Here is a 15,471-nt window from a genome sequence, read left to right as displayed (position 1 = left end):
TTTCGGCGCTACCGTCCTGACTGTCCCGCTTCGCGCCGATGTCAAAGGCAACGCATTGACCGATGTCCAGCTGAACACGAACAGCAGGCCCCAGAAGGTTCGGCAAGCCCAACCACCTCGAGTCTCACGTGGAGCAGCTCGGGAGCGTCTTCTGGCCTTGGCCTTCCTCGCCGTGGTTCCCCTCATCCTGCTGCGTCTGACCCTCCACGGCGTCGCCGACCCGGACACCTTCTGGCACATCCGGGCTGGGCAGTACCTGTGGGGGAACTGGAAGTTCACTTCACCGGATCCCTGGTCACCGTTCAGCTCGCGGAACTGGATCCTCCATGAATGGCTGCCCGAGCTGGGCCTGGCGGCTGCCGCCAGCGTGGGGGGCCTGCCGGCGGTCGCGTGGCTCACTGTCGCTGCAGGGGCGCTGCTGTTCCTCTTTGTCTACCTCTCTTGCCGGTCATGGGCCCCGATCCTTCCGGCGACGATTGCCTCAACCGCGGCCGTATTCGGAGCGAGCGCCAGCCTCACGGCCCGACCCCAGCTGGCGTCCTTCGTTCTGCTCGCCGTCTTCGTGGGTGCGTGGCTTCGCACCACACGAGATGGGAAGGCGCGGTGGTGGCTGGTTCCCCTGACGTGGTTCTGGGCGTGCTCGCACGGAATGTGGTTCGTCGGCGTAATGGTTGGCATCGCCACCATCGGAGGGATGATCCTCGATGCCCCCCGCGCGGCGCGCCCGCGGGCAGTTCGCCTCCTGACCGTCCCGGTGCTGGGCATGCTGACCGCGGCGATCACTCCCGCTGGCCCCGAACTGCTGTTGGCACCCCTCCGTGTGGGCGAGACCACCGACCTCGTGAGCGAGTGGAGCGCTCCCTCCCTCACGGACCCCAACGTCGCGGTCACCCTCGCCATGGTTGGCGGCATCGCCCTCATCTGGAGCCGACAGGGCCATCGCATACCTTGGACTCGGCTTGCCTTGCTGGCCAGCGGAGTGGGCTGGACCTTGCTCTACGCACGCACGGTGGCGCTTGGAGCCATCATCGTCGCTCCCTTGTTGGCCGAGGCGCTGCAGTCAATGCATCCCGACGAGCGCGTCACGGGCACCAGGGCCGAACACTGGACCCTTGTGGGTGGCCTCGGCGTGGCACTCACTGTCGCTGCGCTTCTCGTACCCCGCGTGGCATCCGAACCCGGAATGCCCAACGGCTTGGATCCTGCCCTGTCCAGAATCCCCCCGGGCAGTGTCGTGTTCGATGAGTACAGCCTCGGCGGCTGGCTGCTGTGGCGCCATCCGCAACTGCGTCCGGTCATCGACCCGCGCGTGGAGGTGTACGACACCGCCTACGTCCGACAGCACGTGCGTGCGTTGGCGGCCATGCCTGGCTGGCAGGAGACACTGCGCCGGAGCGGCGCCCGTTACGCCGTCGTTCCGACGGACTCGGCACTCGCGGCAGCTCTCTCCTCGCAGGAGGGTTGGACGGAGAGTGATCGCTCCGACGGTTACTCGCTCCTAGTCAAGGGATAGGACCCGCGAGGCGGGACGTACCTCCTGCCCAGCCGTCCTCCCGTCGGAGGGGGACGTGATCGTCAGGCAGGCGAGCGCCGCCACGAGGCAGAGCGCCCCGGCGGTGAGCCAGGCCGGCAGGTAGTCACCGGTCGAGCTGCGCACCCACCCAGCGTACGAGGCGGCGACCCCGGCGCCGACCATGTGCGAGGCGAACACCCAGCCAAAGACCACCCCGGAGCGCTCGAGGCCGAAGTGCCGGCGGCACAGGGCGATCGTCGGCGGCACGGTGGCGACCCAGTCGAGGCCGTAGAAGATGATGAACAGGAACAGGTTCGGGTGGACCTCCGGCCCGAGCAGCGCCGGCACCGCGATCAGCGACAGTCCTCGCAGCCCGTAGTAGCCGAACAGCAGGAAGCGCGGGTCGACGCGGTCGGTGAGCCAGCCGGACGCCACCGTGCCGGCGATGTCGAAGACGCCGATCAGCGCGAGCAATCCGGCTGCGGTGGTCTGCGGCATGCCGTGGTCGTGGGCAGCGGGGATGAAGTGCGTGCCGATCAGCCCGTTGGTCGACCAGCCGCACACCCAGAAGGTGCCGAGCAGGATCCAGAAGACGCGGCTCGACAGGCTCTCCCGCAAGGTCTGCACGGCCAGCCGCGCCGGCGAGGTGGTGGCCGGGGCCGACGTGGAGGCAGCTGGCGCGATCTGCGCCTCGCCCTCCCCCATGCCGTTGAGGTCGACCGAAAGGGTTCCGAGCGGGTGGGTGCCGACGTCGTGCGGGTGGTCGGCCACCACGAGCAGCACCACGGGCACGAGGAGCACGGCCGCGACGGTGGTGACCAGGGCGGCGTACCGCCAGCCCGGTCCCATGGCGAGCGCCGCGACACCGGGCAGGAAGATCAGCTGGCCGGTGGCGTTGGCCGCGCCGAAGATGCCGGTCACGAGGCCGCGCCGGCTCTCGGCGAACCAGCGGTTGGCGACCACGGCGCCGAGCACGAGCGCCATGGCGCCGGTGCCCATACCGACTGCCAGGCCCCACAGCAGCCACAGCTGCCAGGCCTGCGTCATCACGAGCGTCAGCCCGCTGCCGAGGGCCACCAGCAGCAGCGCGGCGCTGACGACCCGGCGGATGCCGAAGCGTTCCATGAGCGCGGCCGCGAACGGCGCGGTCAACCCGTAGATGACGAGGTTGACGCTGACGGCGCCCGAGGTGGTCGCCCGCGACCAGCCGAACTCGCTCTCCAGCGGCTCGAGCAGCGCGCCTGTCGAGGAGCGGAAGCCGGCGGCGGCCACCAGGGCGCCGAGCACGACCAGCGCCACCCACCAGGCGCGGTGGACGCGGGCGGGGCGGACGGAAGTCGTGGTCACCGGCGGAACCTAACCCGCGAGAGCTTCACGGTGACAGCGGTATCCGGCCAATGAGCGGTGTGATCCCGCCGTCCTCCGCGCCGAAAGGTCGGTCGACGAGGGTCGGTCGACGAGAGTCAAGCGGCGGGTTCAGGCGACGCCGGTGAGGCCCAGCCAGCCAGCCATGGCGGCGAGCTCGGCATCCAGCGCGGGGCGGGCCTCCGCAGGTGCTCCGGTCTCCCAGTGCACGGCGTGGACCCGAAGCACCCCGGCGGCCCGGTCTGCTTTCAGGTCGCAGCGGGCGACGAGGTGCTCACCGAAGAGGAAGGGCAGCACGTAGTAACCGTGCACCCGCAGGTGCGCGGGCACGTAGATCTCGAGCCGGTAGGTGAAGTCGAACAGCGCGGCGGTGCGGTCGCGCTGCCAGATCAGCGAGTCGAAGGGGCTCAGCAACGCCTTTGCCGTCACCTTCCGTGGGCGGCGGGCACCCGGGAGCAGGTATGCCGGGCGCGCCCACCCGTCGATGGTGGCCGGCACCAGGGCGCCCTCCTCGACGAGCGAGGCGATGGCCGGTCGTGCCTGCTCAGGCTTCAGCCGGAAGTAGTCGCGCAGGCACTGCTCGGTGCCGACCCCGAGCGCGGCAGCCGCCACCATCACGAGCTCGCGGAAGGCCTGCTCGTGGGTGGGGCGCAGGGCGGGGTCGAGCGCCTGCTCGGCGACGTCGCGGGGCAGCACGCGCTGCAGCGCGGCATACCGGCGCTCGAACTGCTGGGTGCGGCCGGCGCTGGTGATGCGGCCCGCCCAGAAGAGGTGCTCGAGGGCGTTCTTGACCAGCGACCAATTCCAGCCCCAGTGCTCGCGCTCGCGCGGCAGGTCGTGCTCGAGGGCCGCCTCCACATGGCGGGAGGTGAGCGGGCCCCGCGCGACCACCTCCTCGAAGACGGCCTCCACGAGCTCGGGGTGGTCGTGGGCCACCCGCTGCATGCCGCCCCAGGAGTCTTTCAACGCGCGCTGCATCCGGAAGTCGAGCAGCGGCCAGGTCCGAGGCGGGATCAGGCTCGCCTCGTGGGCCCAGTACTCGACCACCCGGCGCGGAGCCCGGTCACGGGCGCGGTCCAGCAGCGCGCGGTCGTAGGGGCCGAGCCGCGAGAAGAAGGGTAGGTAGTGGCTGCGTGCCAGGACGTTGACGCTGTCGATCTGGATGACGCCCACGCGGTCGATGACCCGCTGCAGGTGACGGGTGGTCGCGGTGCCGGGAGCCGGGCGTGGGTCAGCGAAACCCTGCGCGGCCAGCGCGATGCGGCGAGCCTGCGCCTTCGTGAGGCGGACCGGCTCGGTCATTCCTCGGGGACCGTCACTCTTCAGGATCGAGGAGGTTCTCGCGCACGGCATACATGGCCGCTTCCATGCGCGAGTGCAGCTGCAGCTTCTCGAGGATGTTGCGCACGTGGTTCTTCACCGTGTTCTCAGAGATGAAGAGCTGGTGCGCGATCTCCTTGTTGGCCATGCCGCGGGCCACGAGCTTGAGCACCTCGAGCTCGCGTTCGGTCAGGCGCGGCGCCCCAACCGTGGCGGGGCGGTCGGGGCTCTTCTTGCTCATCTGCGCGAACTCGGCGAGCAGCTTGGAGGCCATCGACGGCGAGATCAGCGAGTCGCCCCCCATGACAGCCTTGATGCCGGCCGCGATCTCCTCGCCGGGCACGTCCTTGAGGAGGTAACCGTTGGCGCCGGCCTTGACGGCCTCGTAGAGGTCGGACTCCTCGTCCGACATCGTCAGCATGATGATCTTGGTGGAGGGGACCTGGCTCTTGATCGCCGCGCACGCCTCGATGCCCGAGACGCGCGGCATCCGCACGTCCATCAGGACGACGTCGGGCAGCAGCTCGACAGTGCGGTCGATCGCCTCCTGGCCGTCACTTGCCTCGCCGACGATGTCGATGTCCTCCTCCTGCGTGACCACCGTCTGGAGGCCACGCCGGTAGAGCACATGGTCGTCCGCGATCACCACCCGGATCGGCTCTTGTGTCGTCCGCACGCTGTCCCCTGCGTTCACGCTGCACATCCTGTCATGCGCGAGCGGTGACACCGACGTTTTTCGTCACCAGACGTGCTGGTGCGGGTCGATGCCACCGCTCGGCGCGTGGCACAGGGCTGACTCAGCCGACCTTCTCCATCTCGGTCATGGGCTCGGACGCGGTATCGGCCTCACGCTCGACCTTGAGGTGGATCACGCCGTAGGACCAGCCACGGCGGCGGTAGACGACGCTCGGCTGGTCGGTGTCGCTGTCGTGGAAGAGGTAGAAGTCGTGGCCGACGAGCTCCATCTCGTTGACGGCCTGCTCCAGGTTCATGGGGGTGCTCGCGTGCACCTTCTCCCTGACCTCGATGGGCGAGTTCCCCTGGGCGCCGAAGGGCTCGCGCTCCTCGGCCTCGCCCCCCTCCTGCGCGGTCTCCGCGCCCTGCCCGTCGAGGGGGGCGGACAGACGGGCCGTCGCCTGCGCGACCGACTCCGGTGCGCGGCGGCCGCGGTGGACCCGGCGCCTGTCGTGGGCCCGGCGGAGTCGCTCCATGAGCTTGTCCATGGCCACGTCGAGGGCGGCGTACTTGTCGTCCAGACATGCCTCGGCCCGCACGACGGGGCCCTTCACATGGCAGGTGATCTCGATCCGGTCGCACGCCTTGGCCTGGCGCTTGTTCGGCTCGTGGGTCACTACCACGTCGACGCGCTGCACGCGGGGCGCGAGCTGCGGCACCTTGGCCAGCTTCTCGTCGAGGTGGGCCCTGAACCGATCGGAAACCTGCATGTTGCGTCCGGTGACGACAATCTCCACAGTGTCCTCCTTGGGGGAATCGTGGGGTGCATCGTGGTGGTGCATGAGGCGGGCGTGCGAAGCCCTCGTCAACCGCGGCACCACTCCCCTCGCCGGTCGCTCCGGCTGCCCGCTCCCCGGGCCGAGGCGCCGCCGGGACAGTGCCGGGGGCGCCCTGTCGAGGTGTTCTCCACCAGGACCGGGGGGGCCATAACCAGAAGGTAGTCGACGCTCCCGGATTCCGACAGTGGACGAAGGGCCTATACGGGGGTGGGTTTGTGGCGAGTTGTGCCATGGCCCTTTCGGGGGGTCGCGCACACCGTCGCGGCGATGACCTCTCGGGCTCCCTCGGCCCTCAGCGCCCGTGCCGCCTCCACCAACGTTGCACCTGTGGTGAGCACGTCGTCGACGAGCACGCACACCGCTCCCCCGAGCACCGGCCGCCACGCCGCGCGTGCCTCGATGGCGTGCTCGAGGTTCACGCGCCGCGCGCGCGCCGTCAGCCCCGCCTGGTCGGCGACCCGCCGCCGCAGCCGCAGCGCGTCGCCGCAGACGGCCTCGACGTCGCCGTACCCGGCGACCGACCGTCGGGTCAGCGCCAGGAGGGGTGCATCGCCCCGCCTCCGGCGCGCCTGTCGTGACGTCGGCGCCGGCACCACGACCACAGGGCCGTTGCCGGCGGCGAGCACCTGGCGTGCCAGGGACCCTGCGATGGCGGCGTCGACCGCCGAGGCGAGGAGCGGCGCCAGCACCGTGGCGAGATCACGGCGCTCGTCGTCCTTGTATGCCGCGACGAGGCGGCCGAGCGGGCCGCCGTAGGGAGCCGTCGCCCAGACCCGCGGCATGCCCTCGGGGCACGGGGTCGGCTGCACCATCCGCGGTCCGTCCACCCAGAGCGCCGCGCCGATCGCGGACCGGCACTCACGGCATACGGCCTCGTCGGCGAGGCCGCAGGAGGCGCACGACGCGGGCAGCGCGAGCGCCGCCAGCTCCCCCAGCCCGGCGGTCAGCCCAGTGGGCAGTCCCCTGGGGAACCGCTGCGTCAGCGCGCGGGTGGGCGGACGTGGCACGACATCAGGCTGGCGCAGAAACCAATGGACGTGTTGCGGTGGCCCGGTGCTTGTGGGCGGCGATACGCTGCGGAGATACCTGTGGAAACGCCGCACCCAGATGCACGCAAACACAGGACAACGGGGTACGACAGGGCAACAATGACAGGCGCCGGGGTGAACAGATCGGGAGGTCGGATGCGCTGGTTGCCGCGGCTTTCCATGGCCACCCTCATCCGGATCGGCTTCGCGCTGGCAGCGCTCACCGTCGCCACGTTCACCAACTCCGTGGCGAACGCGCTCCCCTGGGTGCTGCTGGTCCTGACCCTCGACCTCATCGCCACAGGGCTGCTCTCCCAGGTCGTGCCCACGCGGACCCGCCGCATGCAGGCGCTGGCGGTGCTCACAGTCGCCGCTCTGGCCTCCGGCGCCGCGATGGCCTACGGCGGCATCGGCCCGAAGGCCCTCATCGTGATCCCGGCCTTCAACGTTGGACTGCACTACCGGCCGCGTTGGGTGCTCTGGATCACCGGTGTGGGCGCCGCGACTGGGTTCGCCATCGGCTCGTTGGGCACCGGGCTCAACGAGGACATCACCAGCCGGATGCTGCTGTGGACCCTCGGGGCGGCCCTCATCGGGCTGCTCGGGGCCCTCTCTCGACAGATGGAGATGCAGGCGGCCGCGGCCTCCGCCGCGGTGTCGGTCGACCCGTCGCTGGCCGCCGAGGCCAGCATGCTCCTGCGGCGGCTCCACGAGCTGGCCGACTCCCTCGACACCGGCTTCGACGCCCCCGCGTCGGCCGAGATGGCGCTGCAGGACCTCGCCGGGCGCACCCGGTCTGCACGCAGTGCGATCCTCGTCGGCTACGGCGACGACCCGGCCGTGCCACTGGCGATCCGCGGCGCCGACCGCACGCCGTGGCCCGACCCCACCGAGACCGGCTCGGTGCTGTGGCAGGCGTGGAACGAGGGCGAGCCGACACTGTCGGTGTGGGACGGCGACTACGTCGAGCGCTCGGTGATCGCGGTGCCGATGTACGACGAGACCGGCAAGCGCCTCGGGGTGCTCGTGGCCGACCGTCCCGCGATGACGCCCTTCTCGGAGGACGACCTCGCTGCCGCGGTGGAGGTGGCCGCAACGCACTCGGCGCACATCGACCTGTCGGTGGTCTTCGCCAGCCTGCGCGAGAGGGCCGGGCTCGAGGAGCGCGAGCGGCTGGCCCGCGAGATGCACGACGGCATCGCGCAGGAGATGGTGGCGCTCGGCTTCGGGCTCGACTCGGTGCGGCGGCGGGCACGTGACCTCGACTCCCCCATCGCCGAAGACCTTGACGGGCTCCGCAAGGAAGTCTCCCGCGTGCTGGCCGACTTGCGGCTGCACATCGCCGACCTCCGGATCGCCGTGCGGCCCGACACCGGGCTTGGCGCGATGATTGGCTCGCGGCTGCAGAGCTTCGGCTCCGCGACTGGCATGACGACGCGGATGCATCTTTCGGAGACCGGTTTCCGGCTGCCGGCGCACACCGAGGTGCTGATCTACCGCCTGTTCCTCCAGGTGCTGACCGACGCCCGCCACGCGGCCGACACCACGTCGATGGACGTGCGACTCAATGTGGCCGCCCCTCGGGCCGAGCTATGGGTCTCGCACAACGGGACCTCGCAGCTGAAGAGAAAGGACTTCACCGAGCACCCCTTGCGTGCCCTCGGTGCCGAGATCACCGTCGACCCCTATGGTGAGCGCGGTGTCTCCGTCCGTATGAGAATGCGGGCTCGCGGCGCGGCTCCCTCCGCGACGCTGTCACACGAAAGGATCCCTCAGCCGTCATGAGCATCAATGTGATGGTGATCGACGACCACACCCTGGTCCGCGAAGCCGTCTGCAGGATGATCGACAGCGAGCCCGACCTCCACGTGGTCGGGCAGGCCGGCTCGGTGGCCGAGGGCCGGATGATGCTGCAGCAGCACCCGTTGCACGTGCTGGTCATCGATGTGTCGATGCCCGACGGCTCCGGGCTCACGCTGGCCCGCGCCGCCCGTGAGGCGTCGCCGCGGTTGGGGATCGTCGTGCTGACCATGCACAACGACGACGAGACCCTGCTCGAGGCCCTCGACCTCGGCGCGTCCGCCCTGGTGCTGAAGTCCGCGCCGTCCGAGGAGGTCATCGCGGCGGTGCGGCGGGCGGCGGTCGCCCCCGACGCGTTCATGGCGACCGGCCTGGCCGAGGCGCTGCGCCGGCGGTCGTCGTCGGACAAGCCGAAGCTCACGCCGCGCGAGACGGAGGTGCTCGACCGCCTGGTTGCCGGCGACTCCATCGCCGCCGTGGCGAAAAAGCTCTACATGAGCGAGTCGACCGTCAAGACCCACGTCTCGAAGGTCTACGAGAAGCTCGGCGCCCACAACCGTGCATCGGCCGTGATGGCCGCGTTACGGCTGGGACTGGTCAAGCCGGAGTCAGCGGGCAACCTTCCCCGCTGACCCCAGCTGCAGCCGATGAAGTCATGCGGCGCTCAGATGCCGCCTCCCGAGAAGGTGTGGATCATCTTGATGGCGCCCGGACCGATGATCACGATGAAGAGAGCCGGGAAGATGAACAGCAGCATCGGGAACAGGATCTTGACTGGGACCTTCTGCGCTTTCTCCTCGGCTCGCTGACGACGCACGAGCCGCATCTGCTGCGACTGCTCCCGCAGGACGTTGGCGATGGGCAGACCGAGCCGGTCGGCCTGTACCAATGCGCTCACGAAGTTCTTGACCTCAGGCACGGTGGTGCGCGTGCCCAGGGAGCTGAACGCCTCCCCGCGTGACTTTCCCATCTGGATCTCGCCGAGCACTCGGGCGAACTCACCCGCGACGGGACCTTCCACCGAGCGGGCAACCTGGAGAAGGGCAGAATCGAAGCCTTGGCCGGCCTCGACACACACTGTCATCATGTCGAGCGAGTCGGCCAAGCCGAGGCGCAGCTCCTCCTGGCGCTTCTGCCCCAGGTTCAGCAGCAACAGGTTCGGAAGGAAGAACCCCGCTGCCGCGCCCACGATTGCGAACAGCACGCCTTTGAGCGAGAAGTGCCCGATCGCCACTCCCACAATCGCGCCGGCGATGAGGCCGGCGCCCTTGTAGCCCATGATCTTGTCGGCAGTCCAGCTGCCTGGGTTCCCCGCCAGGTCCAACAGCCGCGTCATGCTCTCTGAGGACCCCGCTGGAGACAGCTTGAAGCCGATCCGTCGCGTGGCGCTGAGGAATGGAACCAGCAGTCGCTCGGAGGCAGGCAGCTCAGACTTGCTGACCTCCTTGCGGTCGATCGTCTGCTCGATCAGTGCGATGGACCGGGCCACTCCAGTGGTCTCGCCAGCACCCAAGCTGGCCGCCAAAACGATCGTGACCAGGGCCAGGGCCACGGCCCCCATCCCGATGAACAGAAGCACACTGGAACCCATGTCAGACCTTCACTTCCACGACTTTGCGCATCCAGAAGATGCCGATCCCCAGCGAGATGATGCCGCCGGCGAGCATGCCCCAGCCCATGGGGTCGGTCCACAGCAACTGGACGTACTCCCTGTTCGTCTTCGCCGTGAACAGGAAGATGCCGATGGGAAGGGCAATCAGGATGTAGGCCGACAGCTTGCCCTCGGCTGACAGTGCCTTCACATGCCGCTGAAGGGCTTCGCGCTCACGCAGCGTCTTGGCGGTCGTCTGCAGGGTCTCGGCCAGGTTGCCACCCACGGTGCGCTGGATCTGGATGGCCATCGTCGCCCACTTCATGTTGTCGCTGTCCATGCGAACAGCCACACGTTCCAACGAGTCGCTTACATCCGCACCGATTCGCGTCTCCGCCAGCGCCCTCGAGAACTCCTTCGCAGCAGGCTGGGCTGCGTCCTTGGCCACGGCGTCGAGTGCCTGGAGCAACGAGAAGCCGGTGGAGAGGCTGCTGGCGACAAGCATGAGGACGTCAGGAAGCTGAGCCTCGAACTTCTTGCAGCGCCGCTTCGCCAAGAAGCGAAGAACCCAGGATGGAAGGAAGTAGCCCACAACTGCTCCAACCACCAAGGCGAACACCGTGGCCAGCAAGCCGCCGCCGAAGAACATCAGCGACAGAGCTATTCCGATGACAGCCGAGACAAGCCGCAAGACCCACCACTCTCCGGCACGCAGAGGAAGGTCAGCCCTCTCGATGAGCGCCATCGTCTTGTTGGTGGACTCTCGCCCTTCCATCACCTTGTCGCCAAGCTGGACGAGGCCCGCGGACAGTGCCTGTGGGGTGACCGAGCCGGCCTTCTCGGCCACCATCGACGCCCCGCCCGAGACGTAGCGCTCGACGCCTTCCACCCGCCGACGGCGATCCGAGCGGAACAGTGGTGCGGCGAGCGCCCCGGCCACACCAAAGATGCCAAGCCCTGTGGCGATCAGCGCGATCAGGAGCTGGGGCGGGAGGCCCTCCTGCTTCGCGGGCGGGATAACAGTCGAACGATCGGCGTCATCGGTTGTGGGGGCGCCGGTCGGGGTAGTTGTTGGCGTCGGCTTGCCCCCGAAGTCTGCAACCGACCGGACCTGGAAAGCCCAGCCGTTGGCGCTACCGATGATCGTCACCGACTCCACGGACTGGACACTCGAGTCCGGGGTGAAGGTGAACCTGCTTTGTGAGTCCAGCACCTTGGCCGCACGTTCGAAGGCGGCCCGGACTGCGTCCGCGTTTCCAGCGGCCGCCACGCTGCCGTTGCCGACCTTGGCGAACCCCTGCAGCACGCTGTTGTCGCTGTCCTCGGTCTTGAACCCGATGACCTCCGCACGCACGGAGCTGCTCTTGAGGATGGCGGTAGCGCTGGACCGAGTGGCCTTGGTACTGGCGGTATCGCCACCGTCGCTCAGCAGCAGGATGCTTCGCTCTTCGTAGGGAGCCAAGGCCGACGAGGCCACCGCCACCGCGTCATACAGCGTGGTCTCACCTCGGGCGCGCAAAGCGTTGACCGCCCGCTGCACCTTCGCATGGTCCTTGGTGGGAGCCACATCGACACCAGCCGTGGCCGCGAAGGAGACCAGACCGACTGAGACATCGGGCGGCACCTCTCGGAGGAAGGCTGCTACGGCAGCACGTACGGTTGCCATCCCCGTTTCGCCCATGGACCCGCTCGTGTCCACCACGAGCATGGTGGCCCGCCTCAGCTGGGCCACCGGCGTGGTGGTCACGGGGTACGTCTGGCCCGCGACAATGGCTTTGAGGGATGCTGGGTCGACCGCGACTGGCGCGCCGTTCGCGCGGACTGTCAGCACACCGGTGAACGTGCCGTCATGCAGCTGCACCGAGGTGAGGCTGGCCGTCCCCGGTTCCGGAGCCGCCGCGGCGCACTGCACTCCGAGCAGCGAGACCGCGACCAGGGCGGTGCAGAAGGCCGCCAGCCATCGCAGGTGACGTGAGCGCAGCACTACATCCCCCGTACGAAGAGGTTCGGCGGCAGGTCGATCCCTTGGTCGTGGAGGTCCTCAGCGAACTTGGGGCGAAGGCCAGTGCTGACCAGTGAGCCTCGGAAGCGACCGTTCTCATCACGCCCTGCGCTGTAGTTGAACGTGAAGATGTCTTGCATCGTGATGACGTCAGACTCCATGCCAACCACCTCGGAGATGGCGACTACCCGGCGCGAGCCATCCTTGAGGCGGGCCTGCTGGATCACGAGGTCCACCGCACCCGCCACTTGCTCACGGATCGCGCGCACCGGGAGGTCGACACCTGCCATCAGCACAAGCGTCTCAAGACGGGAAAGGCTATCTCGGGGGCTGTTGGCGTGCACGGTGGTGATGGACCCGTCGTGGCCGGTGTTCATCGCCTGAAGCATGTCGAGCGCGGCGCCGTCACGGATCTCACCGACCACGATGCGGTCGGGGCGCATACGAAGCGAGTTCTTGACCAGCTCACGGATGGGGATCGAGCCCTTGCCCTCGATGTTCGCAGGTCGGGACTCGAGACGCAGCACGTGGTCCTGGTGGAGCTGCAGCTCAGCGGCGTCCTCAATGGTGACAATGCGTTCGTCCTCGGGGATGAACGACGAGATCACGTTGAGCAAGGTCGTCTTACCGGACCCCGTACCACCGGAGATGATGATGTTCCGACGTCCACGAACGGTGGCAATGAGGAAGTCGCGCACCTGCACGCTGAAGGTGCCGAATGCGATGAGGTCCTTGTCGGTGAAGGGGTCGGTCGAGAACTTTCGAATGGTGAGCATCGAGCCGTCGAGGGCAATCGGCGGGATCACTGCATTGACGCGCGAGCCGTCGGGCAGACGGGCGTCCACGAGTGGGCTGGCCTCGTCGACACGTCGACCCACGCGCCCGACGATTTTGTCGATTGTGCGCCGCAGGTGGGCTTCACTGCTGAAGTGGGTGTCGACCGAGTACAGCTTGCCTGCTCGCTCCACGTAGATCTTCTCCGGGCCGTTGACCATGATCTCGCTGATCTCGCTGTCGCGAAGCAGCGGCTCCAGCGGACCGTGGCCGAGGATCTCGTCCGCGACTTCCTGCGCGATGCGGGTGCGGTCCGATAGGGAGAGAGGAGTCTCTTCGGAGTCGATGACCTCCTGCAGCGTGTGCCGAACCCGGGTCTCGAGTTCCCCCTGGTCGAGGTGCGGGTCGTAGAGCTGCGGCCCCAACGAGTCGAGCAGCGCCTGGTGCACGCTCGCCTTCACCGCCGCGAACGGGTCGACGATCCGTGGTCGCTCAGGAGCGTTTCGGTCCTGTTCGGCGGTCGCCGCCGGCTGCTGTGCGCGGCGAACGCTCTCAAGTCGGTCCGCGAGACTCATCGACGACCTCCCCAGCTGAGGATGCGGCGGCGCGCGTGCTCGTCCTGGCCGCGGCGCTCCTTGGGTTCGTCTCGACCGTCACTTGCGGCCAGTGGCTTGATGAAGGACTCGGCCAGCTCCTTGATGGCGAGGCTGACGGCGTGCTTTGGCTCGTCCAGCACGATCGGCACGCCGCGGTTGACCGACGCGGGCACCGCCTGGCTGTTGGGCACCATGACGGCGATCTCCTGCTTGATCACGGCCACGACGTCCTCGGCCCGCAGGCCGACCTTGGCGTCCGAGCGGTTCAGGACCACCACGCGGTCCTCCTTCGGACTGCCCAGGAGGTCGAGGGTGTCCAATGTCAGGCGGAGGTTCTTGACCGCAGGGATGTCGAGCGTAGCCAGCAGTATCAGCAGATCGCTGTTGTCGAACGCCGCCAGCACATGCTCTGTGAATGCAGGCGGTGTGTCGACGACGATGAAGTCATACTTGCGCTTGCCGACTTTCAGAAGCTCGCCGATGATCTGGCCCGGAATCCGGTCGGCATCACTCGGTTCCGCCGGCGCACAAGCAGCGTCCAAGCCGCTCTCGTGGTGGGTGACGACGGACTCCAAGCCCTTCTCATCGAGGTGCCCAGCCATCTGGACCAGGTCAATGATCGAGTTCTGCGGCAGCATCTGCAGGCTGATGCCGACGTCGCCAAAGGCGAGGTCAAGGTCGACCACAAGAACCTTTGCTCCCGTCGAGGCGAGGTAAGCCCCCAGGTTCGTCGAGAACGTCGTCTTACCGACCCCCCCCTTGGCGGAGAACACCGTGACCACCTTGCCCTCCTTGACGGCGTGGTCCTGGTGGCCCGCCATTTTCAGAGAGAGCTCACGGCTACGGCGAACGGCGTCCGCCAGTCCGGTCAGGTCGTCCGCGGTGATGACCTCACGCACGCCGGCCCTGAGAGCCTGCCCCAGCACCGCGACGTCCAGACGCCGGCGCAGAAGTAGAACTCCCACCTCGGCACGCTGCACGCGCACTGCCTCGGACAGGTCACACGCGCTCTGCATGTCGATGTCGGGCCCGATGACGACCAGGTGCTCGCCGGGGGAGTCCTCCAAAGACCGTATGAGAGCCGCGTGGGAGTCTTGGCGGGTGATGTCTCCACCGACCGCGTAGCTGAACCTCTCGGCCGCCGCCGGGTCGTTGTCCCAGAGCAGCGTCACTTGCCCACCCCTGACAGGTCGAAGAGGTTGAGGTCGTCCACGCGGGGGACACCAGCCATCTTGACGTCCGAGCCACGCAGGGCGGCGTAGAGCTCACCGGTGTTGATGCCATGAACCAGACGCGCGGCGTCCTTGGGAGAAACGGCGACGGTGACCAGGAAGCTGGGTGCTGCCGGCGCCGCCTTCTCGTCAGTGGAGGCCTGGACCCCCGGTGTGAGGGCTGTGTCACCCATGGCGATGACCAGCACATCGTCAAGAAGAATGCTGGTCCCCTTGACATCGGCTTGGTTGAGCGTTTTCGACTTCGGGTCGTCACCGATCGCCTTGATCTTGTATGAGTCGAAGATCGCGATTCGCGTGCCCGGAGTGACGAAGGTTCCGACCCGTGCCGGGTCGGACAACTGCACGGAGACGGCCACCATGCCCGCCGGTACCTCGATGGCCCTGGTTCCCTTGGGCGTTGAACCGAACCGGCCTGCCAGCACGTACTCACCCGGCTGGATGTCGGTAAGCGCCAAGAGTGAGCTGTTGCTGTCGGTGACGGTGGTCAGGGCTCCCAGAGGGCGTCCCTTCGCCGCAACCGACGTCTTCACGATGGCTCCGCTGCGAACGGCATCCTTCAGCATGGTTCCTGAAGAGACAGGTTTGGTCGCAACATAGACATCCGCCGGCTGCTGCTCGGCGATGGCCCGCTGGTCAGCGCCGCGGGCATACAACAGCACCGCCCCGACGCCCAGGATGGCGACGAGAGCGGCTGCGAAGATGGCGACGATTCTGCGTCCCATGAGTGGTTTCC

The 15,471-nt window shown here is 68.1% G+C and carries 13 protein-coding genes; 3 read left to right on the top strand and 10 right to left on the bottom strand.

What is annotated here, in order from left to right; all coding sequences use genetic code 11:
• The first annotated feature begins 157 nt into the window (after nucleotides 1–157).
• Nucleotides 158–1,513: a hypothetical protein gene (locus BMW78_RS15020; RefSeq protein WP_091761384.1), complete on the top strand. Its 1,356-nt coding sequence runs from the start codon at nucleotides 158–160 to the stop codon at nucleotides 1,511–1,513.
• Here the strand turns inward: BMW78_RS15020 and BMW78_RS15015 are convergent.
• From BMW78_RS15015 to BMW78_RS14995, 5 genes are all read right to left on the bottom strand, one after another.
• Nucleotides 1,499–2,860 carry an MFS transporter gene (locus BMW78_RS15015; RefSeq protein WP_091761382.1) on the bottom strand — a complete coding sequence of 454 codons (1,362 nt, stop codon included), beginning with the start codon at nucleotides 2,858–2,860 and terminating at the stop codon, nucleotides 1,499–1,501. The two genes, BMW78_RS15020 and BMW78_RS15015, sit on opposite strands and share 15 nt — an antisense overlap.
• 129 nt (nucleotides 2,861–2,989) lie before the next feature.
• On the bottom strand, nucleotides 2,990–4,180 hold the full coding sequence (locus tag BMW78_RS15010; protein WP_091761380.1) for a winged helix-turn-helix domain-containing protein: 1,191 nt from the start codon (nucleotides 4,178–4,180) through the stop codon (nucleotides 2,990–2,992).
• Between the two features lie 13 nt (nucleotides 4,181–4,193).
• Nucleotides 4,194–4,901: a response regulator gene (locus BMW78_RS15005; RefSeq protein WP_091761378.1), complete on the bottom strand. Its 708-nt coding sequence runs from the start codon at nucleotides 4,899–4,901 to the stop codon at nucleotides 4,194–4,196.
• A gap of 94 nt (nucleotides 4,902–4,995) precedes the next feature.
• Complete coding sequence (hpf, locus tag BMW78_RS15000; RefSeq protein ID WP_091761376.1) at nucleotides 4,996–5,670, bottom strand: ribosome hibernation-promoting factor, HPF/YfiA family; 675 nt, start codon at nucleotides 5,668–5,670, stop codon at nucleotides 4,996–4,998.
• 239 nt (nucleotides 5,671–5,909) lie between these two features.
• Nucleotides 5,910–6,719, bottom strand: coding sequence for a ComF family protein (locus BMW78_RS14995; protein ID WP_143056274.1), 810 nt, complete (start codon nucleotides 6,717–6,719; stop codon nucleotides 5,910–5,912).
• Nucleotides 6,720–6,920: 201 nt separating this feature from the next.
• Between BMW78_RS14995 and BMW78_RS14990 the strand changes: the two genes are divergently transcribed.
• Entirely contained in the window at nucleotides 6,921–8,525 is a 1,605-nt protein-coding gene (locus tag BMW78_RS14990) for a histidine kinase (RefSeq protein WP_177180413.1), read from the top strand.
• Complete coding sequence (locus BMW78_RS14985) at nucleotides 8,522–9,172, top strand: response regulator transcription factor (RefSeq protein ID WP_091761371.1); 651 nt, start codon at nucleotides 8,522–8,524, stop codon at nucleotides 9,170–9,172. Before BMW78_RS14990 ends, BMW78_RS14985 begins: the two co-directional genes overlap by 4 nt.
• 32 nt (nucleotides 9,173–9,204) lie before the next feature.
• Here the strand turns inward: BMW78_RS14985 and BMW78_RS14980 are convergent, their stop codons facing one another.
• Genes BMW78_RS14980 through cpaB form a run of 5 tightly spaced genes read right to left on the bottom strand, consistent with a single transcriptional unit; the run spans nucleotide 9,205 to nucleotide 15,460 of the window.
• Complete coding sequence (locus BMW78_RS14980; protein WP_245735887.1) at nucleotides 9,205–10,119, bottom strand: type II secretion system F family protein; 915 nt, start codon at nucleotides 10,117–10,119, stop codon at nucleotides 9,205–9,207.
• Between the two features lie 13 nt (nucleotides 10,120–10,132).
• A complete protein-coding gene (locus tag BMW78_RS14975) occupies nucleotides 10,133–12,115 on the bottom strand; it encodes a VWA domain-containing protein (RefSeq protein WP_091761367.1) in 1,983 nt (660 codons plus the stop codon).
• Nucleotides 12,115–13,482, bottom strand: a complete 1,368-nt coding sequence (locus tag BMW78_RS14970) for a TadA family conjugal transfer-associated ATPase (protein WP_091761365.1) — start codon at nucleotides 13,480–13,482, stop codon at nucleotides 12,115–12,117. The genes BMW78_RS14975 and BMW78_RS14970 overlap by 1 nt, the downstream gene beginning before the upstream one ends.
• Nucleotides 13,479–14,675 (bottom strand): CpaE/TadZ family protein, encoded by a 1,197-nt coding sequence (locus BMW78_RS14965; RefSeq protein ID WP_091761363.1) that lies wholly within the window; start codon nucleotides 14,673–14,675, stop codon nucleotides 13,479–13,481. The genes BMW78_RS14970 and BMW78_RS14965 overlap by 4 nt, the downstream gene beginning before the upstream one ends.
• Nucleotides 14,672–15,460, bottom strand: coding sequence for a Flp pilus assembly protein CpaB (gene cpaB, locus BMW78_RS14960; protein ID WP_091761361.1), 789 nt, complete (start codon nucleotides 15,458–15,460; stop codon nucleotides 14,672–14,674). The genes BMW78_RS14965 and cpaB overlap by 4 nt, the downstream gene beginning before the upstream one ends.
• Nucleotides 15,461–15,471: the final 11 nt, after the last annotated feature.

The sequence above is a fragment of the Pedococcus cremeus genome, assembly GCF_900111375.1.
Taxonomy (GTDB): domain Bacteria; phylum Actinomycetota; class Actinomycetes; order Actinomycetales; family Dermatophilaceae; genus Pedococcus_A; species Pedococcus_A cremeus.
This window is presented reverse-complemented; position numbering and strand designations above follow the sequence as displayed.

Coding starts and splice junctions, on each gene's coding strand:
- BMW78_RS15010 (WP_091761380.1), bottom strand. CDS start 4,180: ATGACCGAGCCGGTCCGCCTCACGAAGGCGCAGGCTCGCCGCATCGCG.
- BMW78_RS15005 (WP_091761378.1), bottom strand. CDS start 4,901: ATGTGCAGCGTGAACGCAGGGGACAGCGTGCGGACGACACAAGAGCCG.
- cpaB (WP_091761361.1), bottom strand. CDS start 15,460: ATGGGACGCAGAATCGTCGCCATCTTCGCAGCCGCTCTCGTCGCCATC.
- BMW78_RS14985 (WP_091761371.1), top strand. CDS start 8,522: ATGAGCATCAATGTGATGGTGATCGACGACCACACCCTGGTCCGCGAA.
- BMW78_RS14970 (WP_091761365.1), bottom strand. CDS start 13,482: ATGAGTCTCGCGGACCGACTTGAGAGCGTTCGCCGCGCACAGCAGCCG.
- BMW78_RS14990 (WP_177180413.1), top strand. CDS start 6,921: ATGGCCACCCTCATCCGGATCGGCTTCGCGCTGGCAGCGCTCACCGTC.